27 protein-coding genes are annotated in these 26396 nt (G+C 55.8%); 16 read left to right on the forward strand and 11 right to left on the reverse strand.

Annotation, left to right across the window (positions count from 1 at the left end):
• Positions 1 to 5: 5 nt before the first annotated feature.
• The 5 genes from ACREYP_RS09860 (at position 6) to ACREYP_RS09880 (ending at position 5618) form a co-directional block, all read left to right on the forward strand.
• Positions 6 to 1469 (forward strand): hypothetical protein, encoded by a 1464-nt coding sequence (locus ACREYP_RS09860; protein WP_498881322.1) that lies wholly within the window; start codon positions 6 to 8, stop codon positions 1467 to 1469.
• Positions 1470 to 1573: 104 nt separating this feature from the next.
• Positions 1574 to 2452 (forward strand): cycle-inhibiting factor, encoded by an 879-nt coding sequence (locus ACREYP_RS09865; protein ID WP_498881323.1) that lies wholly within the window; start codon positions 1574 to 1576, stop codon positions 2450 to 2452.
• A gap of 156 nt (positions 2453 to 2608) precedes the next feature.
• Complete coding sequence (locus tag ACREYP_RS09870) at positions 2609 to 3244, forward strand: carbonic anhydrase (protein WP_008454155.1); 636 nt, start codon at positions 2609 to 2611, stop codon at positions 3242 to 3244.
• Positions 3245 to 3449: 205 nt separating this feature from the next.
• Positions 3450 to 3851 (forward strand): DUF6515 family protein, encoded by a 402-nt coding sequence (locus tag ACREYP_RS09875; RefSeq protein WP_336818158.1) that lies wholly within the window; start codon positions 3450 to 3452, stop codon positions 3849 to 3851.
• Positions 3852 to 4181: 330 nt separating this feature from the next.
• Complete coding sequence (locus ACREYP_RS09880; RefSeq protein WP_498881324.1) at positions 4182 to 5618, forward strand: purine-cytosine permease family protein; 1437 nt, start codon at positions 4182 to 4184, stop codon at positions 5616 to 5618.
• A 63-nt stretch (positions 5619 to 5681) separates the two neighbouring features.
• On the opposite strand, the gene ychF is transcribed toward ACREYP_RS09880, so the two are convergent.
• Positions 5682 to 6776, reverse strand: coding sequence for a redox-regulated ATPase YchF (gene ychF, locus ACREYP_RS09885; protein ID WP_008454161.1), 1095 nt, complete (start codon positions 6774 to 6776; stop codon positions 5682 to 5684).
• 139 nt (positions 6777 to 6915) lie between these two features.
• Positions 6916 to 7500 carry an aminoacyl-tRNA hydrolase gene (gene pth / locus ACREYP_RS09890; RefSeq protein WP_008454164.1) on the reverse strand — a complete coding sequence of 195 codons (585 nt, stop codon included), beginning with the start codon at positions 7498 to 7500 and terminating at the stop codon, positions 6916 to 6918.
• A gap of 274 nt (positions 7501 to 7774) precedes the next feature.
• On the opposite strand from pth, the gene ychH reads away from it, so the two are divergent.
• Positions 7775 to 8053: a stress-induced protein YchH gene (ychH, locus tag ACREYP_RS09895; protein ID WP_008454166.1), complete on the forward strand. Its 279-nt coding sequence runs from the start codon at positions 7775 to 7777 to the stop codon at positions 8051 to 8053.
• A gap of 123 nt (positions 8054 to 8176) precedes the next feature.
• Positions 8177 to 9229, forward strand: a complete 1053-nt coding sequence (locus ACREYP_RS09900; protein ID WP_336708139.1) for a MerR family transcriptional regulator — start codon at positions 8177 to 8179, stop codon at positions 9227 to 9229.
• Here ACREYP_RS09900 and ACREYP_RS09905 read toward each other — a convergent pair.
• Positions 9186 to 10097: a LysR substrate-binding domain-containing protein gene (locus ACREYP_RS09905; RefSeq protein ID WP_166991977.1), complete on the reverse strand. Its 912-nt coding sequence runs from the start codon at positions 10095 to 10097 to the stop codon at positions 9186 to 9188. The two genes, ACREYP_RS09900 and ACREYP_RS09905, sit on opposite strands and share 44 nt — an antisense overlap.
• Positions 10098 to 10214: 117 nt before the next feature.
• On the opposite strand from ACREYP_RS09905, the gene ACREYP_RS09910 reads away from it, so the two are divergent.
• Both ACREYP_RS09910 and ACREYP_RS09915 read left to right on the forward strand, forming a co-directional pair.
• Positions 10215 to 10955, forward strand: a complete 741-nt coding sequence (locus tag ACREYP_RS09910) for an SDR family NAD(P)-dependent oxidoreductase (protein ID WP_498881325.1) — start codon at positions 10215 to 10217, stop codon at positions 10953 to 10955.
• 13 nt (positions 10956 to 10968) lie between these two features.
• Positions 10969 to 11181 (forward strand): tautomerase family protein, encoded by a 213-nt coding sequence (locus ACREYP_RS09915; RefSeq protein ID WP_008454175.1) that lies wholly within the window; start codon positions 10969 to 10971, stop codon positions 11179 to 11181.
• 15 nt (positions 11182 to 11196) lie between these two features.
• Here the strand turns inward: ACREYP_RS09915 and dauA are convergent, their stop codons facing one another.
• From dauA to lolB, 4 genes are all read right to left on the reverse strand, one after another.
• Complete coding sequence (gene dauA, locus ACREYP_RS09920) at positions 11197 to 12852, reverse strand: C4-dicarboxylic acid transporter DauA (protein ID WP_498881399.1); 1656 nt, start codon at positions 12850 to 12852, stop codon at positions 11197 to 11199.
• Between the two features lie 143 nt (positions 12853 to 12995).
• Positions 12996 to 13943, reverse strand: coding sequence for a ribose-phosphate diphosphokinase (gene prs / locus ACREYP_RS09925; RefSeq protein ID WP_008454180.1), 948 nt, complete (start codon positions 13941 to 13943; stop codon positions 12996 to 12998).
• Positions 13944 to 14068: 125 nt separating this feature from the next.
• Positions 14069 to 14935, reverse strand: coding sequence for a 4-(cytidine 5'-diphospho)-2-C-methyl-D-erythritol kinase (ispE, locus tag ACREYP_RS09930; protein ID WP_336818222.1), 867 nt, complete (start codon positions 14933 to 14935; stop codon positions 14069 to 14071).
• A 2-nt stretch (positions 14936 to 14937) separates the two neighbouring features.
• Positions 14938 to 15561: a lipoprotein insertase outer membrane protein LolB gene (gene lolB / locus ACREYP_RS09935; RefSeq protein ID WP_008454183.1), complete on the reverse strand. Its 624-nt coding sequence runs from the start codon at positions 15559 to 15561 to the stop codon at positions 14938 to 14940.
• Positions 15562 to 15763: 202 nt separating this feature from the next.
• Here lolB and hemA point away from each other — a divergent pair, with 202 nt between their 5' ends.
• From hemA to kdsA, 6 genes are read left to right on the forward strand one after another with little or no spacing between them, the layout of a single operon-like run.
• The gene (hemA, locus tag ACREYP_RS09940; RefSeq protein WP_336818162.1) at positions 15764 to 17020 is read left to right on the forward strand and encodes a glutamyl-tRNA reductase; all 1257 of its coding nucleotides are present in this window, start codon (positions 15764 to 15766) and stop codon (positions 17018 to 17020) included.
• 36 nt (positions 17021 to 17056) lie between these two features.
• Positions 17057 to 18139 (forward strand): peptide chain release factor 1, encoded by a 1083-nt coding sequence (gene prfA / locus ACREYP_RS09945; protein WP_008454187.1) that lies wholly within the window; start codon positions 17057 to 17059, stop codon positions 18137 to 18139.
• Positions 18139 to 18969 (forward strand): peptide chain release factor N(5)-glutamine methyltransferase, encoded by an 831-nt coding sequence (gene prmC, locus ACREYP_RS09950; RefSeq protein WP_336818163.1) that lies wholly within the window; start codon positions 18139 to 18141, stop codon positions 18967 to 18969. Before prfA ends, prmC begins: the two co-directional genes overlap by 1 nt.
• A gap of 20 nt (positions 18970 to 18989) precedes the next feature.
• The gene (locus ACREYP_RS09955) at positions 18990 to 19379 is read left to right on the forward strand and encodes a SirB2 family protein (RefSeq protein ID WP_008454190.1); all 390 of its coding nucleotides are present in this window, start codon (positions 18990 to 18992) and stop codon (positions 19377 to 19379) included.
• Between the two features lie 2 nt (positions 19380 to 19381).
• Positions 19382 to 20191: an invasion regulator SirB1 gene (gene sirB1 / locus ACREYP_RS09960; RefSeq protein ID WP_008454192.1), complete on the forward strand. Its 810-nt coding sequence runs from the start codon at positions 19382 to 19384 to the stop codon at positions 20189 to 20191.
• A gap of 24 nt (positions 20192 to 20215) precedes the next feature.
• Positions 20216 to 21070 carry a 3-deoxy-8-phosphooctulonate synthase gene (gene kdsA, locus ACREYP_RS09965; protein WP_008454194.1) on the forward strand — a complete coding sequence of 285 codons (855 nt, stop codon included), beginning with the start codon at positions 20216 to 20218 and terminating at the stop codon, positions 21068 to 21070.
• Positions 21071 to 21231: 161 nt separating this feature from the next.
• Here the strand turns inward: kdsA and chaA are convergent, their stop codons facing one another.
• On the reverse strand, positions 21232 to 22335 hold the full coding sequence (chaA, locus tag ACREYP_RS09970) for a sodium-potassium/proton antiporter ChaA (RefSeq protein ID WP_336818164.1): 1104 nt from the start codon (positions 22333 to 22335) through the stop codon (positions 21232 to 21234).
• A 572-nt stretch (positions 22336 to 22907) separates the two neighbouring features.
• Between chaA and ACREYP_RS09975 the strand changes: the two genes are divergently transcribed.
• The gene (locus ACREYP_RS09975; RefSeq protein WP_213716040.1) at positions 22908 to 23603 is read left to right on the forward strand and encodes a gamma-glutamylcyclotransferase; all 696 of its coding nucleotides are present in this window, start codon (positions 22908 to 22910) and stop codon (positions 23601 to 23603) included.
• A gap of 35 nt (positions 23604 to 23638) precedes the next feature.
• On the opposite strand, the gene ACREYP_RS09980 is transcribed toward ACREYP_RS09975, so the two are convergent.
• The 3 genes from ACREYP_RS09980 to ACREYP_RS09990 form a co-directional block, all read right to left on the reverse strand.
• Positions 23639 to 23884 carry a DUF1883 domain-containing protein gene (locus tag ACREYP_RS09980; RefSeq protein WP_008454200.1) on the reverse strand — a complete coding sequence of 82 codons (246 nt, stop codon included), beginning with the start codon at positions 23882 to 23884 and terminating at the stop codon, positions 23639 to 23641.
• A 222-nt stretch (positions 23885 to 24106) separates the two neighbouring features.
• Positions 24107 to 25894 (reverse strand): methyl-accepting chemotaxis protein, encoded by a 1788-nt coding sequence (locus ACREYP_RS09985; protein WP_336818165.1) that lies wholly within the window; start codon positions 25892 to 25894, stop codon positions 24107 to 24109.
• Between the two features lie 110 nt (positions 25895 to 26004).
• Positions 26005 to 26358: a DsrE/DsrF/TusD sulfur relay family protein gene (locus tag ACREYP_RS09990; protein ID WP_008454206.1), complete on the reverse strand. Its 354-nt coding sequence runs from the start codon at positions 26356 to 26358 to the stop codon at positions 26005 to 26007.
• Positions 26359 to 26396 lie beyond the last annotated feature (38 nt).

Raw genomic sequence — 26396 nt, forward strand, 5'->3', positions numbered from 1 at the left:
ATTAAATGACAGGTCCGATTGGCAGCATTGGCGTTTCTGTTCCCTCAATGGGGGCAAATATTGCGGCAAAGGTTAAAGCTCCGGTGCTCCCCGCCCCGGCGATCCAGGCCTCAACGCGCGTTACCCTCAGCGGAGCGAGCGACAGCATCAGCGCCGTTTACTCGTTCGGTGCCCAAAAGCTTCGGGCGAATACGCCCGCAGGCAACAGCAGTTTATCCGCGCTGATGGGGGCAACCCTTTCGCAGCCGGGTTCTGTCTCGTTCCAGGGGCTGGGTAAAGAGCTTCTGCTGGCGCTGAAAGACAATCCGAAAGGCTTCTCTCTGGCGGTTGCCTCGCCTGCGGCCACCGCCGTAGAGGGCGACGTTGTGCAGGACAAAGACAGCGCTGTCGCGCTGAATATCGAGACAAAGAGCGGCGTAAAGGTCAGCATTTCGTTATCCCGCCAGTCTGAAGGCCTGGTCGCGCAAGTTCAGACCAGCGGCGGCGATCTGACCGACGATGACGTGGCGGCGATCTCGGGCCTGGCGGATGGCTTCCAGAACGTGCTTGATGGCCTGTCGCAGCAGCCACCGGCGATAAAAATTGGCGGACTGCTCAACGTTGATAGCAGGCTGTTCAAGTCCGTGGAGCTGAACACCGATGTCAGCCAGGCCGGCAGCTCAATCCAGTCTCTGAGTTTCCAGAGCGACAGCGCTCGGCGCACGCTCAGTTATAAAGACGGCGACGCCACGTTTAACCTGACGACCGACCTCAGTAACGCGGGGACATTGGGCAGCAAAAGTCAGCAGGCCCAGGCGCTTTCCGCCTATGAGAAACAGCTCGACGGAGCCGGATCCCGCGGCCATGCGAACAAAGCCCAGCTTGCCCTGTTTAAAAGCGCCTTTCACGCGCTGAACAGCGATTATGGCTCTAACGAATCGAAAACCAGTGGGATACAGCAAAGCATCACTGTTTCTGCAGAAGATAAAGCACGCTCTTACTTGAGCGGGCTGGCTGATTTTACCGCGTCCTTTAAACAGTCGGACGTGGCCTCAAACCCATACAAGTCCGAGGAAAAAGACAGTTTTTCCTATGACTTTAGCCAGGCCACTCAGGGCAGCACCGATACCCGGGGTGACCTGAGCAAGCTGGCTCAGAGCACAAAGGCGAGCCTCAAGGCCAGCTATCATGAGTCGCTGGTCCCGGGCGGAAAATTGGATCTCACGGGACTGAAATCCTCACAAAATTATACTTATCATGTGATTAGTGAAGAAACGTCGACCCAAACAACGCTGGCGTTCAAAAAGGGCAATCTGGCGAGCGTGGAAACCAGCCGCGCGACCCATAACGCCGAATATGTTCAGACTTACGTTGCGGCGCGTTTGACCGATGAGAAACGCACCCCGTTTGATAAGGAAGAGACGAAGAAGGTCAATCTCCTGGCGGATAATGTCATTCTGAAATCAACCAATCCATTGAATCTGAAATAATCCTGCTACCCACGCTGCGGCGTGGGTTTTTTACCTCTGTCGGGGAACCGGCTCGCCGGCGTTACCACTCAGCCTCAATTGCCCAACGAGTGGAATACCCTCCGATGAGAAACATCCTTAATACTTTCCGTCCTACACAGTCCGATCCTCGCCTGCAGGCGCAAAGCGGCCATTCAAGCCGCACCGCCAGAACGTCGGCCACGGCATCGTCGTCCCGCAACGTGAATAACCCGTCCACACGGTTGGTGCAGGATTTCGCGAAGCTAAGCGGCAAAAACCTGAGGGCCAACGTGCTGCTTAACAGCGATGATAATTCGGTACCTATTCACCATAAAAGCCCGTCGGCGCTGCTGAAAGCGATAGACGATAATATTTCAAATACGGCCAGAGAGTGGGGGATGCCTAAGCATGAAGTTGAGGCGATGCTGGGCAGCAGCAAGCGCATTAACGAGCCTGTTTGCGGCGTTACGGCGAATAACGTGATGAAGCTTTTCCTCGACACCGACCATTTCAGCTACGCTTTTGAACACGGGCGAACAATGTCGTTACCCCAGCTTCAGCAACAGCTTGCCAATTTACCCGCCCACAAACACTTTATTTTGCGCGTGAATGACGCAGGCATGGGCCATGCTTACGTGATTGATCTCCCGGCCAGCACAAAACCAAGGCGCGATGCGTTTCTGTATCAGTCGGATTTAGGGGAAGGGGCGACTCGCCCGCTGCGTCTTGACGACTGGATGAGCAAGAAAGCTGCACAGCCGGTTTCGCTGAACGATATCAATACGCATTTTATGAACATGGCGCACGGGCGAATCGATCCGGGGCATATTGCTAAGCTGTTCGACGTCGACAGTAACCCGAATATGCTGCGCCCGGAGCGCCTGGATCTACAAAGGAATCAAGGTTTTAATTTTCAGCTGGCGGAATACGCCCCGGCGAATCTGGAGAAAAACGTCTCGGCGATTAAAGCCCGATGCGGCTAAGTATTTGCCGCCGGTAGCAGGGAATAAAACCACGTTTAATGTGTATTTATTCCGCTTTGTCGCCAGAGAAAAAGCGGCCTTTTGGCGAGTCGGGGCTGGACTAACTCAATGTGATCTCTATCATGTCGGGGTCACTACAGAACAAGAGAACGTGCTATGCAACATATCATCGAAGGCTTTCTTAACTTCCAGAAAGAGATTTTCCCGCAGCGCAAAGAGCTCTTTCGCAGCCTGGCGTCCAGCCAAAATCCTAAAGCGCTTTTTATTTCCTGTTCCGACAGCCGACTGGTGCCGGAGCTGGTAACACAGCAGGAACCGGGGCAGCTCTTCGTTATTCGTAATGCCGGCAATATCGTGCCTTCTTTCGGTCCGGAGCCGGGCGGCGTTTCGGCAACCATCGAGTACGCGGTTGTTGCCCTTGGCGTAACCGATATTGTGATTTGCGGGCACTCTAACTGCGGTGCGATGAAAGCTATCGCCTCCTGCCAGTGCCTGGATCCGATGCCGGCCGTTGCGCACTGGCTGCACTATGCCGATGCGGCAAAAGCGGTTGTGGAAAAGAAAACCTGGAACAACGAGACCGATAAGGTCAACGCCATGGTAGAAGAAAACGTTATCGCCCAGCTGAACAACATTAAAACGCATCCTTCCGTCGCGGTAGGGCTGCGTAACAACGGCCTGCGCCTGCACGGCTGGGTTTACGATATCGAAAGCGGTGAAATTCGCACGCTGGATAAAAACAGCAAATCCTTTGTTTCCCTGGCGGATAACCCTGACGTTTGTTTCGAATAAATTCACGTCAGCGCTCTTGCAGATAAAAAAATCCACGCTTTGCGTGGATTTTTTACATCTATGGATAAATAAAGACGCCAGAAGCAGGATTGTGGAGATTTCACGGATTTACTTTCCCTATACGGAAAAGCCTGAGGCGGCGGGATTATAATCGACATAAAGCGGGCGAATGCTCGCGCTCAGCCGCAGGTCAGGAGAGTTTAAGATGAAAAAGTATCTGTATGTGTTGGCTATGTCTGCGCTGATTGTTGTGCCGTCCCTGGCGCAGGCGCGTCCTGGCCCCTGGTTTGGTCATGGCCCAGGATTCTGGTCTGGCCCGCGCTATTATCCGGGGCCGCATTATTTCTATGGCGGACCGCGTTTAACCGTTTTGCCAGGGCTTGCCACGGCCATAATCGTAGGCGGCCTGACCTATTACGTGGTCAACGGGATTTATTACCAGCGTCAGGGAGCGGAATACATTCGCGTGGAGACGCCGTCCAGCACCAATTCTGGCGTCAGCGTGCTGGATTACAACGGCAAACGCTATTACGTGCGTAACGGCAGCTATTACCAGAAGGATATTAACGGTAACTATTTCGAAGTGCCGCGCCCCGCCGGGCTGTAATCCCTATTTTTTCAGCTTGTATAGCAGGTAGCAAGGTAAGAAACCCACCGTCAGCGTGGGTTTCTTTTGGCATTAACTGACGCCTTAGTTTCCCTCTTTTCTCAACGTTCGCCCTCCCGTCAACCCTTGGTCCGGTCTTCCACGCCTGTTCACCATCAGTTTTTCATATTGGTACATCTACACATCAATTTGGTTACATAAAATCTACAACTTAGTTCGCAAATTCATTATCAGCAGGGTGTGGTTTGCGCGCATTACTTGTATATACATGAGTGATCATTTGATGTGCGATGGGTTTTCCGGCGTTTAATCAGGTTCAGCGAGGTCGTTATGTCTTCCTTTTCATCCACAGAAGAACAGTCCAAAAAGAGCTCACGTCTAAGCGAGAGCCGATCTATTGATTACATTCCTGACGGGGAACGTCACGGGCATCCTTTTAGCCAGTTTACTCTTTGGTTCGGCGGCAATTTGCAGATCACCGCGATTGTCACCGGCGCGCTGGCCGTGGTGCTGGGCGGCGACGTCGTCTGGTCGCTGGTGGGGCTGTTTGTGGGGCAGGTTCTGGGGGCATCGATCATGTCCTTCCACGCTTTGCAGGGACCGCGTCTTGGCCTGCCGCAGATGATCATCTCCCGGGCGCAGTTTGGCGTTTACGGGGCGGTGATTCCGCTGGTGCTGGTGTGCATTATGTATATCGGCTTTTCCGCCAGCGGCACCGTGCTGGCGGGGCAGGCAATGGCGCATTTGCTGTCAATCAGCGATGTCAGCGGGATGATCCTGTTCAGCGCCATTATTATCGTCATTGCCGTGCTCGGCTATCGCGTGATCCATAAGCTTGGCAAGGTCGCCAGTGTTGTTGGGGTGCTGGCTTTTGCCTGGCTGTTTGGGTCGCTGCTGTTCAACGCCGATCTTGCGGCCATTGTGCAAAATAACCATTTCTCCATGCCGATGTTTTTGCTGGCGGTGTCGCTGTCCTCTTCCTGGCAAATTGCCTTTTGCCCCTATGTTTCCGATTACTCGCGCTACCTGCCGCGAGACGTGTCTGGCCCGAAGGTGTTTTTCTCGGTGTTCAGCGGCACCGTGCTGGGGACTCAGGCCTCCATGACGCTGGGCGTTATCACCGCTGCGATTGCCGGGAGCGCTTTTTCCGGACACGAAGTCGGCTACATTGTGGGGCTGGGCAAAACCGAAACCATGGCGATGCTGATTTATTTTGCTATCTGCTTCGGCAAAATTACTTTTACCACGCTGAACGCCTACGGCAGCTTTATGTCGCTGACCACCATTGTGTCAGGGTTCCGCAAGCAGGTGACCCTGAGCCAGAAGAACCGCATTCTGTTTGTGGTGCTGATGGTGGCGGCTTCATGCATCATTGCGCTGCTGAGTGAACCGGCATTCCTGAAACACTTCACTCATTTCCTGCTGTTCTTGCTGGCCTTCTTTGTGCCGTGGAGCGCCATTAGCCTGACCGATTACTTCTTTATTTCGTCCCGAGCCGTAGATATTCCCGCGCTGTTTGATGCCGATAAGCGCTATGGCCGCTGGAACCTGTTTGGCATAGGGGTTTATATCGTCGGGGTGCTGATTCAGCTGCCGTTTATTGAGAACCCGCTTTTCCACGGCTCGCTGACGTGGCTATTCGACGGCAACGATGTGTCGTGGATCATTGGCTGGTTTGGTACGGCGATTCTCTATTATGGCCTGCATCGCCTCGATAAACGCGTTCTGCCAGCGGCGACGGTTTACCCGAATAGCGCTGCTCGCTGATTTTTCTGTGTTTAAAAAAAATCCACGCCTGAGCGTGGATTTTTTATGCCCGAAGGGAAGGGGTTAGACGTTGAACAGGAAGTTCATCACGTCGCCGTCTTTCACGATGTAGTCTTTACCTTCGGCGCGCATTTTGCCGGCTTCTTTTGCGCCTTGCTCGCCTTTGTAGGTGATAAAGTCTTCATAGGCGATGGTTTGCGCGCGGATGAAGCCTTTTTCGAAGTCGGTGTGGATTTTACCCGCCGCCTGTGGAGCAGTCGCGCCGACAGGGATGGTCCACGCGCGCACTTCTTTCACGCCAGCGGTGAAATAAGTCTGCAGGCTCAGCAGCTCGTAGCCTGCGCGGATCACGCGGTTCAGGCCCGGCTCTTCCAGACCCAGCTCGGCCATGAACTCTTCGCGGTCGGCATCGTCCAGCTCGGCGATGTCGGATTCAACCGCGGCGCAGACGGCAACCACGACGGAACCTTCACCAGCGGCAATTTCGCGGACTTTATCGAGGTACGGGTTGTTTTCAAAACCGTCTTCGTTAACGTTGGCGATGTACATGGTTGGCTTCAGGGTCAGGAAGCTCAGGTATTTGATCGCCGCCTTATCTTCTTCGGTCAGATTTTTCAGCGCGCGCAACATACCGGCGTTTTCCAGCTGTGGCAGGCATTTTTCCAGCGCCGCCAGCTCGGCTTTAGCGTCTTTGTCGCCGCCTTTGGCTTTCTTCTGCACGCGGTGAATAGCGCGCTCGCAGGTGTCCAGGTCAGACAGCGCCAGCTCGGTATTGATAACTTCAATGTCGTCAGCCGGATCCACTTTATTATTTACGTGGATGATGTTGTCGTTTTCAAAGCAGCGCACCACGTGGCCGATAGCTTCGGTTTCACGGATGTTGGTCAGGAACTGGTTGCCCAGGCCTTCACCTTTAGATGCGCCTTTCACCAGGCCTGCGATGTCCACGAATTCCATGGTGGTCGGCAGAATACGCTGGGGTTTAACGATTTCGGCCAGCTTGTCCAGACGCGGGTCCGGCATTGGCACCACACCCGTGTTCGGCTCAATGGTACAGAACGGGAAGTTAGCCGCTTCGATACCTGCTTTGGTCAGGGCGTTGAACAGCGTGGATTTGCCCACGTTCGGCAAGCCGACGATACCGCATTTGAATCCCATGGTTTAAATCACCTTAATTGCTTGATTATCAATGAATTTAACTGTTTTCATTGAAAAAATGTAGATAACTTTGCGCATTATACACTGAAACCACCGCCAGCGGGCGTGGAAATCCTTTCCCGGTGCGGGGAAGGCCGGTTTATTGTGCTTTAAAGGCGTGCAGACGATTAGTTGCCTTAGTCAGACCCTCTTTCAGCCAGACTTCGGTGCAGCGCGCCGCTTCGTCTACTGCGTCGTCGATAAGCTTCTGTTCGCTGACCGGCGGTTTGCCGAGCACAAAGCCGACAACTTTGTTTTTATCGCCCGGATGGCCAATTCCCACGCGTAACCGGTGAAAGTTCGGGTTATTGCCGAGTTTACTGATAATGTCCTTCAGGCCGTTGTGCCCGCCGTGGCCGCCACCCAGCTTGAATTTCGCCACGCCCGGAGGGAGATCCAGTTCATCGTGCGCCACCAGAATTTCGTCCGGGGCGATGCGGAAGAAGGTGGCCATGGCGGCAACCGCTTTCCCGCTGAGGTTCATAAACGTGGTCGGAACCAACAGGCGAACGTCTTCTCCACCCAGATTAATGCGGGCGGTATAGCCAAAGAATTTCGCTTCTTCTTTCAGCGACTGATTGTGGCGCTCGGCCAGTAAATCCACATACCAGGCCCCGGCATTATGGCGGGTCGCTGCATATTCAGCGCCTGGGTTGGCCAGGCCGACAATTAATTTAATGCTCACGTTTAAATTCCTGAAAACCGTTCACAGCCGCGTAGTTTACTGCGCGAGGGCGACGTTGACAAAGCGCAATCCCCCCGCCGACACATTCTTGAATAGTTGAGGATCTGAACCATTAGAATTTCAAGTAACTCAGACGCTTATTTGTAAACTTTTGTAGGTCTTTCATTCGTAATTGTGATCGCTCACGCACACGCTCTTTAGGGGCATTGTCTATACTTTAGTCACAAGGATAGGGGATGTTCCCCACCGACCCGTAATAGTGCGGAGGTGACATATGAAACGCAGAAACGCTTCGTTACTCGGTAATGTCCTCATGGGATTGGGACTGGTTGTGATGGTGGTCGGCGTGGGCTATTCAATTCTGAACCAGCTCCCGCAGCTAAACCTGCCGCAGTTTTTCGCCCACGGTGCCGTGCTGAGCATCTTCGTTGGGGCCGTACTTTGGCTTGCCGGGGCGCGTATTGGCGGACGTGAACAGGTCTGCGACCGTTACTGGTGGGTTCGCCACTACGATAAACGCTGCCGCCGGGATGAACATCATCGCCACAGCTAATATTCAGCAGATTTTGAGAAACGGCTCCTTTTCAGGGGCCGTTTTTTTTATGCTTAACGGATTGACCCTCACGTTACGTGAGGCTGCATACTCCCTCTCAGCAGAAGCCAAAAGGAGCAGGACATGTTGTTCAAGGTAGGTGAACTGGCAAAGCGTGCCGGGATCACGGTACGGACGCTACACCACTATGAAGCTATAGGCCTGTTGCTGCCTTCTGCCCGCACCGCCGCGGGTTATCGGCTGTATAACCGGCTGGATATCGCCCGGCTGCATCATATTCAGGCGTTGAGCCGGATGGGAATGAGCCTGGGTGAGGTGCGCGACTGTCTCGAGCGTCAGGCGCTGTCGCTCCAGGAGATCCTGGATTCGCAGATCTCCGTGCTGGATGGCCAGCTGGCTGAAATCGCCGTGCTGCGCCAGCGGCTGGTTACGCTGCGTGAAACTCTGCGCAGCGGCGCAGAACCTGACCTCGAGGAATGGCTGACTACGCTGGAGTTAATGACGATGTACGATCGCTATTTTTCAAAAGAAGAGTTAGAGCGCCTGCCTTTTGCGCAGGCTGATAGCCGCCGTGACGGGGAATGGAAACAACTGGTCGACGAGGTGGCCGGGCTTCATGCCCAGGGCGTTCCACCGGCGGATGAGCGCGCCCAGCGGCTGGCGGCGCACTGGATGGAAATCCTGGAGCGTGACACGGCGGGTGAGCCGGATTTTCTGGTTCGCCTGAACAAAATGCATCAGGCTGAGCCGGACATGGCCCGCCAGACCGGGATTTCGCCGGCGCTGACCGAATACGTAACGCACGCATTCGGCCACAGCAAGCTGAACATTTACCGGCGCTACCTCAACGATGAGGAGTTTGCTTTCACCAGCCGTCACTATTTCGACCGTATGCAGGAGTGGCCGCCGCTGGTGGCCGCGGTGCGTAAGGCCAATGCGGAAGGCGTGCAGGCTGAATCAGAGCAGGCGCAGCAGCTAGCACGTCGCTGGCTGGAACTGTTTCAGTCGTTTGCCGGGCCGTCTGTGCAGACGCAGCAAAAATTCCGCACCGCGATGGCGAACGAGCCAGAGCTTGCCAAAGGCACCTGGATGACGCCGGAGGTGCTGGCCTGGCTGCAGAGGGCGATTGGCGCTATGTTCCAAGCCGCTGGACTAAGAAATCAACCAGGCTCCTGACGCGTAAAGAGAGATGGCGAGCGTGAGGGTAAAGTAAAATAAACGGTCGTGAGGTGCCGCCGTACTCCGGCAGCACCTCAACCAGCGTTCCGTCGGCCACATCCTGCTCCAGAATAAACCGGTAGGTCTGAATCAGGCCCGCTCCGCTTCTGGCAAGCGCCACTATTCCCAACACATCTTCCGCGCAGGTAAAGCCGCCGCGGGTAAAAATGTCGGTATCTTTGCCGTCGACGCTGAACGTCCAGGGGACTTTTCGCCCGGTGCTCGGCAGCTCAAACTGGATGCACTCGTGGTGATTTAAGTCTCCCAGCGTTTGGGGTATTCCCGCCCGGGCTAAATAGACCGGAGAAGCCACGGTGATAAGCTCCGCGTCTTCGAGCTTGCGGGCAATAAGCGATGAATCCTGAGGTGAGCGGCCGCGAATGGCAATGTCGTAACTTTCATCGGCAAAGTCGATGTTGCGGTTGCTGATGTGAACCTGCACCGAGACGCGGGGGTAAAGCTGCCTGAATTCCGGCAGCAGCGGCAGCACTCGATGATGCGCATACGGGGTAGGGAGGCTAATTCGCAGCACGCCAGCGGGTTCTCTCTGCGCGCCGGTGACTTCCCGCTCCGCCTCTCTGAGCTGCTGCAGCGCCTGCTGGCACTGGCGGAAATAGCGCTCCCCGCTTTCTGTCAGCCTGATCTGGCGGGTTGTACGCACGAACAGGCGCACGCCTAAGCGCTCTTCAAGGCGGGCGATAGAGCGGCTGACCGCCGCGGGCGTGATCCCCATAAAATTGGCCGCCGCGCTGAAGCTCAGCTGTTCCGCGGCCTGGCAAAACAGCTCCAGCGTGCCGATCTGCATCTCTTCGAAGTGGCGTTTCATTCCGATGTTCTCTTTCTATTCATTACATGAGGTATCTTGTCATGTTACGGATGGCTAATTTATCGGTCATTGTGTCATAAGTATAGTGAGCTCCACATTCACCCACAGGAGCAAATCATGAACTCAACCCCAACCGTTATTGTGACCGGCGCTTCAAGCGGCATCGGCCTGGCTATCGCGCAGGCTTACCTGGCTCGCGGCTACAATGTTGTCGGCAATGGCCGAACGCTGAAGCGCTTAGAAACGGCGGCGGCAAGCCTCGGTAACCCGGCGAATTTCCTGCTGGTGGCCGGAGATATTGCACTGAAGACCACTGCAGAAGCACTGTTTAAGCAGGCTATCGCCGCTTTTGGCCGCGTGGATATTCTGATCAATAACGCCGGGATCTTTATCCCGAAACCGGCGAGCGACTACAGCGAGCAGGATATCGATGCGTTGATTAACACCAACCTGAAAGGGTTTCTGTTCCCATCCCAGCTGGCCGCCAGCCATATGAGCAAAAACAAGTCGGGGCACATTGTGAACATCACGGCGAGCGTGGCCATGCAGCCTAACGTCAAGGTGCCTGCCTTGTTGCCGGTGATGGTGAAGGGCGGTCTGAATCAGGCGACCAGGGCGCTGGCTTTAGAGCTGGCGGCGGATAATGTGCGGGTTAACGCCGTTGCGCCTGGCATTATCGAAACGCCACTGCACGCGGACTATTCAGGCTCAATAGGTTTTCTCAGCACGCTGTCGCCGAGCGGGAAGACAGGCACCGTGCAGGATGTGGTAAACGCCGTGCTGTATCTGACGGATTCACAGTTCGTCAGCGGCACGGTCATGGCCGTGGACGGCGGCAGCACCGCCGGGGTTTGGTAACAGGAGAGCCGCTATGCCATACGTTAATATTCGCGTCACCCGGGAAGGGGTCAGCGCAGAGCAAAAGCTGGCGCTGATTGAGGGCGTCACCGACCTGCTGGAGCAGGTATTAAACAAAAAGCCCGCCGACACCTTTGTGGTTATCGACGAGGTTGAAACCGACAATTGGGGTGTGAACCGTGAAAGCGTGAGCGCCCGGCGGCGACGCGAAGCCGGGCAGGAGTAGGAGTGAACCTGGCCGCTAATTGGCGGCCAGTGCGGCCTGAACGTCCGGGAAGAACGCAAGGCGGCCGGGAATCGGTTTCACGCCAGCCCGCGCGAGCGTGCGCAGCGGCTGGAATTCAAGGTTCGTCACCCGTAGTTCGCAGCCTTCCGGCATTTTCTCTACAAAGCGCTGGAAGGCATCCAGACCCCCTGCGTCCAGCACCGGAACCGCATCCCATTGCAGAATAACCACCCGATGCCCCGGCACCTGCTGGGCCAGCTGAATGAACAATCCTTCGGCAGCGGCAAAGAACAGCGGCCCCGTGACGCGCAGCGCCAGCACATCCTCAGGCACATTCACATTGCTAAGCGGGGCGAGGCGGGTCATACGAGCCACGCGTCGCATGAAAAGCAGCGACGCCAGCACAATGCCGACGCTGATGGCAATCACCATGTCAAACAGCACGGTCAGCGACATGCAGATCAGCATCACGATGATGTCGTCTTTCGGCGCCCGGCGCAGCAGGTTGACGACTTTATGCGCCTCGCTCATGTTCCACGCCACCATCAGCAGCAGGGCCGCCATCGCCGAGAGAGGCAGCCAGGAAAGCAGAGGGGCGAGCGCCAGCAGGGCCATGATCACCAGCAGCGAGTGAATAATGGCGGCCACAGGCGAAGTTGCCCCGGCACGCACGTTGGCGGCTGAGCGAGCAATGGCCGCGGTGGCGGTAATTCCGCCGAAGAACGGGGCAATAATATTTCCCAGCCCCTGGCCGACCAGCTCGCTATTGGCGTTATGTTTGGTGCCGGTCATGCCGTCCAGCACCACTGCACAAAGCAGGGATTCGATGGCACCCAGCATGGCCATAGAGAACGCCGCAGGTAGCAGGGCGCTGAGTGAGTCCCAGCTAAGCGTAAAGTCAGAATTTGGCATCGCCCACGGGAGCGTTAGCTGAGGCAGCAGTTGGGGAATGCCGTTGCCCTGGGTGCCGTCGGCAAGCACATAGTGGAACCGGGAGCCAATCGTCGCAACTTCACCGCCAAGCAAAGTCACCATCGCCATCACGGCGCAGCCCGCCAGCAGCGCAGGCAGATGCCCCGGCAGGCGAAGCCCCAGGCGCGGCCAGAGAATCAGCACCGCCAGCGTCACGATGCCGATCGCAGCGTCGCCCATATTCAGCGTGGGCAGCGCCATTGCCAGCGCGGCCACTTTATTCAGGTAGTGTTCCGGCACGTGCTCCAGCGTCAGGCCGAAAAAGTCTTTCACCTGCATTGTCGCAATGGTGATGCCTATCCCGGAGGTAAAGCCCAACGTCACCGACAGCGGAATGTATTCGATAAGCCGCCCAAAGCGTGCCAGCCCAAACAGGATCAGGAATATCCCGGACATCAGCGTGGCAACCAGCAGGCCAGCAAGCCCGAATTGTTGCGCGACGGGGTAGAGGATCACCACGAAAGCCGCTGTCGGGCCGGAGACGCTGAAGCGCGAGCCGCCGCTAAGGGCGATGACAATCCCGGCCACGGCGGCAGTATACAAACCGTACTGCGGCGCAACGCCGCTGCCGATGGCCAGCGCCATAGCCAGAGGAATAGCGATGATCCCGACGGTCACACCGGCGATGGCGTCCCGGCTAAAGCGGGACAGGGTGTACTTTTCGCGCCAGCAGGCATCAATCAGGGCGCGGAATGGCATTACGTGAGAAGAAGATACGGTTTTCACTTGTGATTCCATCCGTGAGCGCATCATCTGTCGTTCAGGCAGGTGAAGGAGGCATTGAAAAAGAGTAGTTCAAAAACGAAAAAACCCGCCGCAGCGGGTTTTAAAAGCAACGTCTATCAGTGCTCGAACATCGCAGAGATAGATTCTTCGTTGCTGATACGACGAATGGCTTCTGCCAGCATACCGGACAGGGTCAGGGTACGGACGTTTGGCAGGGCTTTGATTTCGTCAGACAGCGGGATGGTATCGCAGACAATCACTTCGTCGATCACCGAGTTGCGCAGGTTGTGAACCGCGTTACCGGAGAAGATAGGGTGAGTGGCATAGGCGAATACGCGTTTAGCGCCGCGTTCTTTCAGCGCTTCAGCTGCTTTACACAGGGTGCCGCCGGTATCAATCATGTCGTCAACCAGTACGCAATCACGGCCGGACACGTCACCGATGATATGCATAACCTGGGAAACGTTAGCGCGCGGACGGCGCTTGTCGATGATAGCCATATCGGTGTCGTTCAGCAGCTTAGCGATAGCACGGGCACGTACCACGCCGCCGATGTCCGGGGAAACCACGATTGGGTTTTCCAGGCCGATTTGCAGCATATCTTCCAGCAGAATTGGGCTACCGAAGACGTTGTCTACCGGGACGTCAAAGAAGCCCTGGATTTGTTCAGCGTGCAGGTCCACGGTGAGAACACGGTCAACCCCTACGCTTGAGAGGAAGTCAGCAACGACTTTCGCAGTGATGGGTACACGAGCGGAGCGCACACGGCGGTCCTGACGAGCGTAGCCAAAGTAAGGGATAACAGCGGTGATACGACCTGCAGAAGCGCGGCGCAGGGCATCAACCATAACAACCAATTCCATCAGGTTGTCGTTCGTTGGGGCACAGGTGGACTGGATGATGAAAATATCACCACCGCGTACATTTTCGTTGATTTGTACGCTTACTTCACCGTCGCTAAAGCGACCGACGGCGGCGTCACCAAGGGAGGTGTACAGGCGGTTGGCAATACGTTGTGCTAGTTCCGGGGTGGCGTTACCAGCAAAAAGCTTCATATCAGGCACGAGAAGAACCTCAGGCATGCGTCCAGTGGCGGATGGTTGCTACCGCATAATGTGCGGGCGGGGTAGCCCCCATCCAGGCGGTGTATTAAAGAGCACGATGCAACGTCTGAAACGAGGTGACGTTGTCACCAATGCCCAGCTTGCCCGGATATGGCCTGATGCAGCGGAGATCTATTAACGCCTCGCGCAACAAACCCATGCAGCCATTCCGGGGCTTGCTCAAGCACCTGCCGGGCGGCGTGCTCGGTGTTAAATTCAGCAAACACACAAGCGCCGGTGCCGGTCAGGCGCGACGGCGCGTATTCTAACAGCCAGGAAAGCGCGGCATCAACCTCGCGAAAACGTTTTCTTGCGATAACCTCACAATCGTTGACAAATTCACATTTTAGCAACGTCGTAATTGACCTGACCGGGGTTTCGCGCGGGAGGTCAGGATCGCCAAAAATGATCGGCGTTGGAATACTGACGCCCGGATGAGCAACCAGGTACCATTTTTCTTCAGGTTCGACCGGCGTCAGGATTTCACCGACGCCTTCAGCAAAGGCGGCGTGGCCCCTGACAAATACCGGCACGTCGGCACCAAGGCGAATGCCCAGCGCAGCCAGTTCGTCTTCGCTGCAGTCGGTTTTCCAGAGCTGGTTCAGTGCCACCAGTACGGTAGCCGCGTTGGAGGAGCCGCCGCCCAGTCCTCCGCCCATCGGAAGCTGCTTCTCAACGCCGAGATCGGCGCCTGCGCCCGCGGGCAGGGTGCCTTTTTCTGCCGCGAATTCCATCAGCATACGGGCGGCGCGCACAATCAGGTTTTCTTCATCAGGCACGCCGTCAATCGGCGTTACCAGCCGAATGACGCCGTCGGGACGCGGTTCGATGGTGAGCGTATCGCCATAATCAAGAAACTGAAACAGCGTCTGCAGGTTGTGATAACCGTCGGCACGGCGGCCGGTGATGTACAGAAACAGGTTCAGTTTTGCAGGGGCAGGCCAGCGGGAAATCATTATTTCACCGTCCAGCTGTCCATTTTCAGCTTGATACGCTGGTCGCCTTCGCGCAATTCCATGTTGGACGGCAGAGAAGGTTGGGTTTTGCTGTCGTAATCACTGTATACCACTTTCCAGGTTTTGCCGCCCTGGGTGTAGTTTACTTCGCGCAGGCGGTACTGGTCGTCCAGCTTGTAGTCCGTGGAGTCGCCCGGCAGGCCGAGCATCCACTGGCGCAGGCTGTTCAGCGGAATAGGCATCCCGGTCAGCTTGCCGATCATCTCTTCCGCATCTGTGGCGGTGTAGCGCTTGCCGTCGCGGTCGGTTAACTGAACCCGATCCGGCTGAGCATTAAGCTCAAGTTCGGTGCTGCCGAGCGGGTTGGTCAGCAGCAGGCGGTAACGGTCCGGGGCAGTTTGCTGCCAGTTAAAGCGGGCATATACCTTTTGGCTATCGGAGAGATAAGCAAAAGCGCCACGCGTCTGATATTGGGTGATTTTTTGCACTTGTTGCTGGTGTTCTAACCACTGCGGCGAGTCAGGACTTTTGCCCGGGCCGCTCGGTTGGGTGACTGAACAGGCGGCCAGCACGAGGCTGGCAAGGGGCAGAAGGCGCATCAGGCGGGCTTTTGGCATCAACATGGCGGCAGCAAATCCTTAAATTCATTTTTGTGGTCAACCGTTCATGCTAGCGGGCGGGCGGCAGGGCGTCTACGGTCATGTTGTCTTAAATCATAAATCATCCACTTACTCCACAAGGGGAAGCTCTCTTTTATTGATTCGGCTCATCCTGTATGATGCGACCAGAAATCCTTATCAACATCGGTATTACTCAGACCGCTCCATGACCCTGTTAGCGTTAGGAATTAACCACAAAACCGCGGCGGTATCGCTGCGAGAACGTGTAACGTTTTCGCCAGACACGCTCGACCAGGCGTTGGGCAGTTTGCTGGAACAGCCTATGGTTCAGGGCGGAGTGGTGCTGTCGACCTGCAACAGAACCGAGTTATATCTGAGCGTTGAGCAACAGGAAAACCTGCACGAAGGGCTGGTGCGCTGGCTGTGTGATTACCACAACCTCAACGAAGAGGAAGTGCGTAAAAGCCTTTACTGGCACCACGATAACGACGCCGTCAGCCATCTGATGCGCGTGGCCAGTGGCCTGGATTCACTGGTGCTGGGCGAACCGCAGATCCTCGGGCAGGTAAAAAAAGCCTTTGCCGACTCCCAAAAAGGCCATTCGCTTTCCAGCGAGCTGGAGCGCATGTTCCAGAAGTCCTTCTCCGTTGCCAAGCGCGTGCGCACCGAAACCGACATTGGCGCCAGCGCCGTTTCCGTCGCGTTTGCCGCCTGCACCCTGGCACGGCAAATCTTTGAATCGCTCTCCTCAGTAACGGTCCTGCTGGTCGGTGCCGGGGAGACTATCGAACTGGTTGCCCGCCATCTGCGCGAGCATAAAGTTGAGAAGATGATTATCGCCAACCGTACCCGAGAACGCGCTCAGGTGCTGGCCGATGAGGTCGGCGCGGAAGTGATTAGCCTGAGTGAAATTGACGAACGTCTGGCGGATGCCGATATCATCATCAGTTCTACCGCCAGCCCGCTGCCTATCATCGGCAAGGGGATGATGGAACGCGCGCTTAAAGCCCGTCGTAACCAGCCGATGCTGCTGGTAGACATCGCCGTACCGCGTGACGTTGAACCCGAAGTCGGTAAGCTGGCGAACGCCTACCTTTACAGCGTGGACGACCTGCAGGCCATTATTCAGAGCAACCTTGCGCAGCGCAAAGCGGCGGCGGTTGAGGCTGAAACTATCGTGGCGCAGGAATGCAGTGAATTTATGGCCTGGCTGCGCGCGCAAAGCGCCTCCGAGACCATTCGCGAATACCGTAGTCAGGCAGAGCAGGTGAGAGACGACCTGGCTGCCAAAGCGCTGGCTGCCCTACAACAGGGCGGCGACGCGGAATCCGTACTGCAGGATCTGGCCTGGAAACTGACCAATCGCCTGATTCATGCCCCAACCAAATCGCTCACGCAGGCTGCCCGTGACGGGGACGACGAACGCCTGCAAATCCTGCGTAACAGCCTCGGGCTGGATTAGCACACACAACTCTTATTACAAGGTGAACCACCGCCCATGAAGCCTTCTATTGTTGCCAAACTGGAAGCCTTGCAGGAGCGCCATGAAGAAGTTCAGGCCCTGCTAGGCGATGCCTCGACCATTGCCGATCAGGACCGTTTCCGCGCCCTGTCTCGTGAGTATGCCCAGTTAAGCGATGTATCGCGCTGTTTCCTGCAATGGCGTCAGGTACAGGAAGACATTGAGACCGCAGAAAGTATGCTCGGCGACCCGGAAATGCGCGAAATGGCGCAGGAAGAGCTGGCCGAAGCCAAAGCCAGCAGCGAAGAGCTGGAGCAGCAGCTTCAGGTTCTGCTGCTGCCAAAAGATCCCGACGATGAGCGCAATGCGTTTGTCGAAGTTCGTGCCGGCACCGGCGGGGACGAAGCTGCGCTGTTTGCCGGCGATCTGTTCCGCATGTACAGCCGCTATGCCGAAGCCCGCCGCTGGCGGATTGAAATCATCAGCGCCAACGAAGGCGAGCACGGCGGCTTCAAAGAAGTGATCGCAAAAATCAGCGGCGAGGGCGTCTATGGCCGCCTGAAATTTGAATCCGGCGGCCACCGCGTGCAGCGTGTTCCGGCCACGGAATCCCAGGGGCGTATTCATACTTCCGCGTGTACCGTGGCGGTGATGCCGGAAATTCCAGAGGCGGAACTGCCGGACATTAACCCGGCGGACCTGCGCATCGATACCTTCCGTTCCTCTGGGGCGGGCGGGCAGCACGTTAACACCACCGACTCCGCAATCCGTATTACTCACTTGCCAACCGGCATTGTGGTGGAGTGCCAGGACGAACGTTCCCAGCATAAAAACAAAGCTAAAGCGCTTTCCGTGCTGGGGGCGCGAATTCGCGCCGCCGAAGTCGCCAAACGTCAGCAGGAAGAGGCTTCCACTCGCCGTAACCTGCTCGGCTCCGGCGACCGCTCTGACCGCAACCGTACCTACAACTTCCCGCAGGGGCGCGTGACCGATCACCGCATCAACCTGACGCTTTACCGTCTGGATGAAGTGATGGAAGGGAAAATCGACGCCCTGATCGAGCCGATTGTGCAGGAGTTCCAGGCCGATCAGCTCGCGGCGCTGTCCGAGCAGGATTAATGGAGTTTCAGTCATGGCTTTGCCAGGCCGTTCAGCGCCTGGCGCAAAGCGAAAGCCCAAAGCGAGATGCGGAGATTTTATTGGGATTTGTCACCGGCAAATCCCGCACGTTTATCCTCGCTTTTGGTGAAACCTCGCTGACGCCAGCCCAGCAGGCCGAGCTTGATGGGCTTCTGGCTCGCCGGGAGCGCGGTGAACCGATTGCACACCTTGTGGGCGAACGTGAGTTCTGGTCGCTGCCGCTGCGCGTTTCTCCGGTGACGCTGATTCCTCGCCCTGATACCGAATGCCTCGTCGAACATGCGTTAACTAAGCTGCCGAAAACCCCGTGCGCAATGTTAGATCTTGGCACCGGGACGGGCGCTATCGCTCTGGCGCTGGCCAGCGAACGTCCTGACTGCGACGTCACCGCGCTGGACGTGGTGCCGGAAGCCGTGGCGCTGGCGAAAACGAACGCAGAAAACCTGGGCATAAACAACGTCAGGGTGTTGCAAAGCCACTGGTTTAACGCCCTTGATGCCCAGCGCTTTGCGCTGATTGTCAGTAATCCACCGTATATCGACGAAGCCGATCCGCACCTCAGTGGAGGTGACGTTCGCTTTGAACCGAAAAGCGCGCTGGTAGCGGAGAATCATGGTCTGGCCGATTTAGAAACCCTGGTTAACGATTCACGCCGTTTTCTTGAACCCGGCGGCTGGCTGGTGCTGGAGCACGGCTGGACGCAGGGCGAAAGCGTGCAGCGTTTGCTGTGGGATGCCGGTTTTACCGAGGTTGCAACCTACAAAGATTATGGCGATAACGATCGCCTGACGTCAGGACGCTATCTTTGACTTATTAAGGAACAGACATTTTGGCGACTTATTTTTCACTTAAATATCTGCATATTTTCACCGTCGTTATTTCAATCAGCCTGTTTGTTTTACGCTACTGGTGGCAATATCGCGGGTCTGTGATGTCCGGCAAGCGCTGGGTGCGCATCGTACCGCACGTTAATGATACGCTGTTATTGATCAGCGGTTTTGCGCTGGTTATGGTTACGCATTTCTATCCTTTTACGCCGCAGGGAACGTGGCTGACTGAAAAGCTGTTTGGCGTTATTATCTATATCGCTTTAGGTTTTATCGCGCTGGGAAAACGTCCGCGCAGCCAGCAGGTTCGTTGGTTTGCTTTTCTGCTGGGGCTGGTGGTGCTTTACATCATCATAAAACTCGCCACCACTAAAATACCGATATTGGGGTAAGTATGAAGTCGTTAGCCGATTTCGAATTTAATCAGGCACCGCTCTGCGAGGGCATGATTTTGGTCTCGCAGCTGATTCGGGATGATTTCCCGACCGCAGAAGTGAAAGCACAGCTCGGGGAACTGGTGAAGCTGGCAAAAGAAGAGATTTGCCTGGGGACACATCCCGACCTGCAGCTGGAAAAACTGCTGGAACTCTTTTACGGCGAATGGGGCTTTAAGGACTCAGGCGGCGTGTATCGCCTGTCCGACGCCCTGTGGCTGGACAACGTTTTAAAAAGTCGTCAGGGGAGCGCGGTTTCCCTTGGGGCAATTTTGCTGTGGCTTGCCGAGCAGCTTGATATTCCGCTGATGCCGGTGATTTTCCCGACGCAGCTTATTCTGCGTGCCGACTGGATGGACGGCGAAATGTGGCTTATCAATCCGTTTAACGGCGATACGCTGGATGAGCACACGCTGGAAGTGTGGATCAAGGGCAATATTAACCCGACGGCGGAGCTGTTCGATGAAGACCTTGACGAGTCCGACAACGCGGAGGTGATCCGCAAGCTGCTGGATACGCTCAAGTCCGCGCTGATGGAGGAGCGGCAGATGGAGATGGCGCTGCGCGCCAGCGAAGTACTGCTGCAGTTTAATCCGGAAGATCCGTACGAAATTCGCGACCGCGGCCTGATTTATGCGCAGCTGGACTGCGAGCACGTGGCGCTCAACGACTTGAGCTATTTTGTTGAGCAGTGCCCGGAAGATCCAATTAGCGAAATGATTAAGGCGCAAATCAATTCGATTGCGCACAAGCAGATTACCCTGCATTAAGTTCACACCTGATAAGGCGAACATATGAAACAAAAAGTGGTTAACATTGGCGATATCAACGTCGCAAACGACCTGCCGTTTGTGCTGTTTGGCGGCATGAACGTGCTGGAGTCCCGCGACCTGGCGATGCGCATCTGCGAACACTACGTGACCGTGACCCAAAAGCTGGGTATCCCGTACGTGTTCAAAGCCTCTTTTGATAAAGCTAACCGTTCATCCATTCACTCCTACCGTGGCCCGGGCCTGGAAGAGGGCATGAAGATTTTCCAGGAACTGAAGCAGACCTTCGGCGTGAAAATCATTACCGATGTGCATGAAGCTCACCAGGCACAGCCTGTGGCTGACGTGGTTGATGTGATTCAACTGCCAGCTTTCCTGGCTCGCCAGACCGACCTGGTTGAAGCGATGGCCAAAACCGGCGCCGTCATCAACGTGAAGAAGCCGCAGTTCGTCAGCCCTGGTCAGATGGGCAACATCGTGGATAAATTCGCCGAAGGCGGCAACGACAAAATCATCCTGTGCGATCGCGGCACGCAATTCGGCTACGACAACCTGGTTGTCGACATGCTGGGCTTCAGCGTGATGAAGCAGGTCTCTAACGGCGCGCCGGTGATTTTCGATGTCACCCACGCGCTGCAATGCCGTGACCCGTTTGGTGCGGCGTCAAGCGGTCGTCGTGCGCAGGTGACTGAACTGGCTCGCGCCGGGATGGCTACTGGTCTGGCGGGTCTGTTTATTGAAGCGCACCCGGATCCGGATAACGCGCGCTGCGACGGCCCATCCGCGCTGCCGCTGGCGAAGCTGGAAGCTTTCCTGACCCAGATTAAAGCGATTGACGATCTGGTGAAGAACTTCGAGCCGCTGGACACCAGCAAATAATTGCTGCAAAAAAGAAAACCCGCTTCGGCGGGTTTTTTTATATTTGTCTCCCTCTCTTGAGGGAGACAGCGAAATGAGTCCGTAGTGGCCTGATGCTCTCTCCCCGTGGGAGGGGGGAGCAAATATTAAAGACCGCCTTTACAGGCGGTCTTGCTGTTTACTTAGGCAAAGATTGTCATCAGGTAGGCGGCAAACAGCGCCAGGTGTGCGGTGCCGTTAAGCACGTTGGTACGTCCGGTGGAGAACGAAATCTGGCACAGGACCAGCGCCGCCATCATCACCACCATCTGCGGCATGCCGAGGGCGAAAACCAGGTCGTTGCCGGTGAACCAGGCAATCAGCGTCACCGTCGGTACGGTAAGAGAAATGGTGGCGAGCACGGAACCAAAGAACAGGTTCATGGCGCGCTGCACCTGGTTGCTCAGCACCGCTTTTAACGCGCCCAACCCTTCCGGAGACAGAATCAACAAGGCGACCAGGAAGCCGGTAAACTGGGCTGGGGCATCCATCGCGTCCAGAAGATGCTCCAGCGGGTTGGCGTTCATCTTGGTCACGGCAATCACTGCAATCAGGTGGACGATAAGCCAGGCCGTGTGCCACGCGGAGCTGTGCGCGGATGGCTTACCGTGGTGCGGGTCGTCGCTGTCGCCTTCATCTTCGTGCTCGTAAACAAACAGGCTCTGGTGCGTTTTCGTCTGAATCAGCAGGAACACGCCGTACATGGCGGCAGAGATCAGCGCTACAAGCAGGGACTGACCCAGCGAGAAATTGCCGCCCGGAAGCGCCATCGGGAACACCAGCACGATCACCGCCAGCGGGAAGAGCGCGATCAGGTACTGTTTAATACCAAACAGGTTCATGTACTGCGTGGCAAATTTGCGGCCGCCCATCAACAGGGAGAAGCCCACAAGGCCGCCGGTCACAATCATGATGATGGAATAGAGCGTGTCGCGCATCAGCGTTGGGGCTGCATCGCCGGTGGCCATCAGCGCGGAAATCAGACTAACTTCAAGAATAACGACCGACAGGCTCAGAATCAGTGAGCCGTAGGGTTCACCCAGACGGTGCGCCAGCACGTCCGCGTGGCGAACAACGCTAAAGGCACTGCTCAGAATGGCGACCAGCGCCAAAATATTGATGCCGACAACCACCGGCAGGGACTGGCTTGACCCCCACATCGCCAGTACCGCCAGTGCCAGTACCGGGAAAATGAGAGAACTCTCCTTGTGGCGGGTTTTTACCGCCTCATGTTGTGTTTTTGTCATTCAACTTCTCCATCTCTGCAGGCGATAACCTGTTTTGATCATTATAGTCAGGTTTTTGAAGTCATATAAACTAGCAAAAAACCGTTACTTTTAGTTAAAAATTTACTTATTTTTACGGCATTTATTTGAATTTAAGCCTGGTGCACCAAAACGGCGTGTATTCTTTATTTAATTTAAATAAAACATATTGATATGAATTGCATTCAGTCAAATAACCGCTGTTTTTGACGGTGTTAGTCCCGGGTATTGGCATGAAAATCACAACCTGGGCGCGAAATCAGTATGTTAGAGGTAGAGTAACGGGCGAGTGCATTGTTTACAAAAAGAAGTGTTATGAAAATTAACCCTCCATTATGTGTGACTAATTTATTGGCGACAGGGTAACACACATCAGTCTGGCAAGAAAAAATGACAATTTATCTGTTTTGTGATCGCTATCATGCTTGCCAGCGCGCGGTGAATTGCTTATGGTCTTGATATATTGCTCTATTAGTAGGCAAAAGTTGTCAATAAATGCCGGGAAGGCGCAGCGTGTGCAGTCGCACGGAAGCAAGCAGTGGCGGAGGTATATCGTGTTAACGCGTGATTTCTTAATGAAAGCGGATTGTAAGACGGCTTTTGGTGCCATTGAGGAATCGTTACTGTGGTCCCCTGAGCAGCGTTCGGCGTCTCTTGCCGCCACGCTCGCTTGTCGCCCAGACCAAAGTCCGGTATGGCTCTTTGGTTACGGTTCACTGATGTGGAACCCGGCTTTTGAATTTGAAGAGTCAGCCCCCGGCATGCTGGTGGGCTGGCATCGTGCATTTTGCCTGCGGTTGACGGCGGGGCGTGGAACCGCCTGCCGCCCTGGACGTATGCTCGCGCTTAAAGAGGGTGGCAGAACGACCGGGCTGGCTTACCGGTTGCCGGAGGCTTGCCTGGAAGACGAGCTGACGCTGGTCTGGAAGCGGGAGATGATTACCGGCTGCTATTTGCCAACCTGGTGCAAACTCGAGTTGGACGATGGGCGAACGGTCAACGCGCTGGTGTTCATTATGGACCCGCGTCACCCGCTTTATGAGGCGGATACCCGGGCAGAAACCATCGCGCCGCTGATCGCTTCTGCCAGCGGGCCGCTGGGCACCAATGCTCAGTATCTTTTTTCGCTCGAGCAGGAAATGAAAAAGCACGGGATGAAGGACGATTGTATGTCCGAACTGGCAAACCAGGTGCGGGCCTGGCTGAGCGGGCATGAGGATAACAGCGGGCTGCAGCCTGGTTTTGCATAGTAAGAAAAAGGCCACCGAAAGGTGGCCTCAGTGTTTTATGCCGGAACAAAACTGATGGAGTGCTCCAGCGACTGGGTATGACTGTCGATCAGCACCTTCCAGGTCCCGCTGTAGGGCACGGCGATATAGGCCGACTGGCGATTTTGTACGCTTAGCACGTCGGCCTCCGCGCTACCGCGCCTGTCTGAGTCGCACATCAAATGGATATGACAGTTATTCGAACAGCGAACCACCACGGTATCGCCACCAAAAAGTTTTAGACTGGCTTTTACTACTGGCATTTTTCACTCCACTTCCGCATCAAACATGGCCTGCTGGCCCCCAAAGGTGCTGTCCTGGTTCGTGATGTTGTTCACAAATCACTCATGGCATCACACCAGAGCCGAGAGGGGTAAATGCTGATGTTGATCAAAAAATGCCGTAACGATTAAACAATAATCATATTGTGCCTGAAACCTTTCAGCTGGCGGGCGTTTCGTTGGCAAACGTCCGCCAGCGCATCATTAAATACGGAAATGCCCCGCGGTTTCCGCTAACTCTCCAGCCTGACTTTGCAATGCACCCGCCGCCGCGGCGGATTCCACTACCAGTTCAGCATTCTGCTGTACCATATTGTCCAGATGGGTCACCGCGTGATTAATCTCCTGAATCCCTTTCATCTGTTCGTCGGTTGAGAGGGTTATCTCGCGCATGATGACCAAAACGCTGCCGACGCTTTGTTCTATTTTGTCCATCGCCTCACCGGCCTGGCGCACGTAAAGCGAGCCATCGGCAACGCTTGCGGTGGTGGAGTCGATCAGGCTTTTGATCTCCTTCGCCGCCTGTGCGCTGCGGCTGGCGAGGTTGCGCACTTCGCCAGCGACCACGGCAAATCCCCGGCCTTGTTCACCGGCGCGGGCAGCCTCAACGGCGGCATTTAGCGCCAGGATGTTGGTCTGGAAAGCGATGCTGTCAATGACGCCGGTAATATCGCCAATCTTGCCGGAGGCCAGCTCAATAGCCTGCATGGTGGTAATAACCTTCGAGACCACTTCACCCCCGCGTTCAGCGGCTTCACCGGCGCTGTGGGCCTGAGCGTTGGCCTGAGCGGCAGAAGCGGTAGAATTTGCGACAGAGGCGGTGATCTGCTCTACGGCGCTGGCTGTTTCTCGCAGGCTGGAGGCGGCCCGCTCGGTGCGGGCAGAAAGCTCCTGGTTGCCTGCAGCAATTTCGTTGGCGGCGACTTTCACCGAGGCGCTTGAATCCCTTAGCTGGGTCATGACTACGCCCAACTTGTCGCTGAAGGCGTTAAAGGCGTGGGCGATTTCCGTCACTTCATCGTGACCCGTTTCCGGCAACCGCTGAGATAGATCATTTGTGCCGTTGCTGATGGCGCGCATCCCGTCGCGAATTGTCCCGAGGCGGCTCATCACCTTACCGATCAGCAGATGCACAATTGCACCAGAAATCAGCACCAACACCAGCAGGGCGATGGCGGAAGCCTTCAGTAAAGCGCGCATCCCGGAGGTGGCATCATGCTCGTCGAGGGCCACGACCAGATACCAATGCGTGCCGCTAATCGGCGTAGCCATCAGCTGTTTACTTTGCCCGCTGATTATGCCGACGGCGCGATGTGTATCGCCGAGTAGCTGAGGTAAATCAGCCTGTTGAACGGCATCAGAAAAGGCTTTCAGCGTCAGGGTCGGATCCTGAGCGGCAATCAATGTCCCATCGCTGTTGATTAGCAGCCCGCTGCTGGCGGGCGTTGGGTGAATGCTGCGCACGTTCGCCACCACGCTGTCCATCGCCACATCCCCCGCGACGACGGCTTTAAGGCTGCCATTTTGCTTAATGGGCACGGCAAAAGTCACGACCAGCTTACCGGTACCGGCATCCACGTAAGGAGCGGTGACGACGGGAGCGTCGTCTTTCACCACCTGCTTATACCACGGGCGCCCGGTGGGGTCGAAGTCGGCCGGTACCCCCGTTGGGTCAGAAAATTTTGCGGTTTTATTCGCATAACCGACGTAGATATTGGTGAAGCCGCCGGCTTTGGCCAGTTGAGTGAAGACCGGGATGGGATCTTCGCTCAGCGCGGTGTTTTCCAGGGAGCTAACGATCGCCATTTTACCGCTGACCCAGTCGCCGATAGCGACGGAATGGCTCAGGCTGGTACTGGTTAGTGTGTCGCTGATGGCACGTTGGTTATCGCGGCTGGTGACGGCGTAATTAATGAAGGTGTTGAGACATAGAGCTGAGACCAGGCAAATTGCTGTGACTAAAAGAAGACGTGTACGAAGAGATTTAACCATAATTATTATCCTGCTGCTGTGTTGTCCTAAGCAAAATATCGGCAACAAATGCAGGTAACTTGATGGCGCGGGAGAGGGTATAAGCAAATAATATTCCCGCGCTGAAATAATTAGAAAGTGAGGATTTTGTCCGACGCTAACGTCCATTCGGCAAGTTCAACGAGCGTGCCGATGGCAACGCCTTCAATGAGCGGCAGGCTGGTGATCCCGCGCCCGTCGGTACAGGTTTTACAGAGCTTCACCGGCACACCTTGCGCCGTGAGAATCTCGAGCATCTGCTGAATGTTGTATCCCTCGGCGGGCTTCTGACCGCGCAGGCCAGCGGTCACCGCATCGGACATCAGGAACAGTTTTACTTCTGGCTGCGGCTCCTGGTCGCGCAGGGCGATGGCCAGCCGCAAACTGTTAAAAAGCGATTCGCTGCCGTACGCCGCCCCGTTGGCAATAATGACTATCTTCTGCATGAGTTTCTCCTTGATGATAACGTTGAGAGTGAGAAGCA

The sequence above is a fragment of the Enterobacter sp. TMH.L2 genome, assembly GCF_050847315.1.
Classification (GTDB): domain Bacteria; phylum Pseudomonadota; class Gammaproteobacteria; order Enterobacterales; family Enterobacteriaceae; genus Cedecea.

Excerpts from the sequence above, each read along its gene's own strand:
- kdsA (WP_008454194.1), top strand. The coding sequence starts at position 20,216 with ATGAAACAAAAAGTGGTTAACATTGGCGATATCAACGTCGCAAACGAC.
- hemA (WP_336818162.1), top strand. The coding sequence starts at position 15,764 with ATGACCCTGTTAGCGTTAGGAATTAACCACAAAACCGCGGCGGTATCG.
- ACREYP_RS09860 (WP_498881322.1), top strand. The coding sequence starts at position 6 with ATGACAGGTCCGATTGGCAGCATTGGCGTTTCTGTTCCCTCAATGGGG.
- ACREYP_RS09985 (WP_336818165.1), bottom strand. The coding sequence starts at position 25,894 with ATGGTTAAATCTCTTCGTACACGTCTTCTTTTAGTCACAGCAATTTGC.
- ACREYP_RS09905 (WP_166991977.1), bottom strand. The coding sequence starts at position 10,097 with ATGAAACGCCACTTCGAAGAGATGCAGATCGGCACGCTGGAGCTGTTT.
- prmC (WP_336818163.1), top strand. The coding sequence starts at position 18,139 with ATGGAGTTTCAGTCATGGCTTTGCCAGGCCGTTCAGCGCCTGGCGCAA.
- prfA (WP_008454187.1), top strand. The coding sequence starts at position 17,057 with ATGAAGCCTTCTATTGTTGCCAAACTGGAAGCCTTGCAGGAGCGCCAT.
- ACREYP_RS09870 (WP_008454155.1), top strand. The coding sequence starts at position 2,609 with ATGCAACATATCATCGAAGGCTTTCTTAACTTCCAGAAAGAGATTTTC.
- ACREYP_RS09990 (WP_008454206.1), bottom strand. The coding sequence starts at position 26,358 with ATGCAGAAGATAGTCATTATTGCCAACGGGGCGGCGTACGGCAGCGAA.
- ACREYP_RS09880 (WP_498881324.1), top strand. The coding sequence starts at position 4,182 with ATGTCTTCCTTTTCATCCACAGAAGAACAGTCCAAAAAGAGCTCACGT.
- ACREYP_RS09910 (WP_498881325.1), top strand. The coding sequence starts at position 10,215 with ATGAACTCAACCCCAACCGTTATTGTGACCGGCGCTTCAAGCGGCATC.
- sirB1 (WP_008454192.1), top strand. The coding sequence starts at position 19,382 with ATGAAGTCGTTAGCCGATTTCGAATTTAATCAGGCACCGCTCTGCGAG.
- ychF (WP_008454161.1), bottom strand. The coding sequence starts at position 6,776 with ATGGGATTCAAATGCGGTATCGTCGGCTTGCCGAACGTGGGCAAATCC.
- ACREYP_RS09875 (WP_336818158.1), top strand. The coding sequence starts at position 3,450 with ATGAAAAAGTATCTGTATGTGTTGGCTATGTCTGCGCTGATTGTTGTG.
- dauA (WP_498881399.1), bottom strand. The coding sequence starts at position 12,852 with ATGCCATTCCGCGCCCTGATTGATGCCTGCTGGCGCGAAAAGTACACC.
- ACREYP_RS09900 (WP_336708139.1), top strand. The coding sequence starts at position 8,177 with ATGTTGTTCAAGGTAGGTGAACTGGCAAAGCGTGCCGGGATCACGGTA.
- ychH (WP_008454166.1), top strand. The coding sequence starts at position 7,775 with ATGAAACGCAGAAACGCTTCGTTACTCGGTAATGTCCTCATGGGATTG.
- ACREYP_RS09865 (WP_498881323.1), top strand. The coding sequence starts at position 1,574 with ATGAGAAACATCCTTAATACTTTCCGTCCTACACAGTCCGATCCTCGC.
- ACREYP_RS09915 (WP_008454175.1), top strand. The coding sequence starts at position 10,969 with ATGCCATACGTTAATATTCGCGTCACCCGGGAAGGGGTCAGCGCAGAG.
- lolB (WP_008454183.1), bottom strand. The coding sequence starts at position 15,561 with ATGTTGATGCCAAAAGCCCGCCTGATGCGCCTTCTGCCCCTTGCCAGC.
- chaA (WP_336818164.1), bottom strand. The coding sequence starts at position 22,335 with ATGACAAAAACACAACATGAGGCGGTAAAAACCCGCCACAAGGAGAGT.
- ACREYP_RS09980 (WP_008454200.1), bottom strand. The coding sequence starts at position 23,884 with ATGCCAGTAGTAAAAGCCAGTCTAAAACTTTTTGGTGGCGATACCGTG.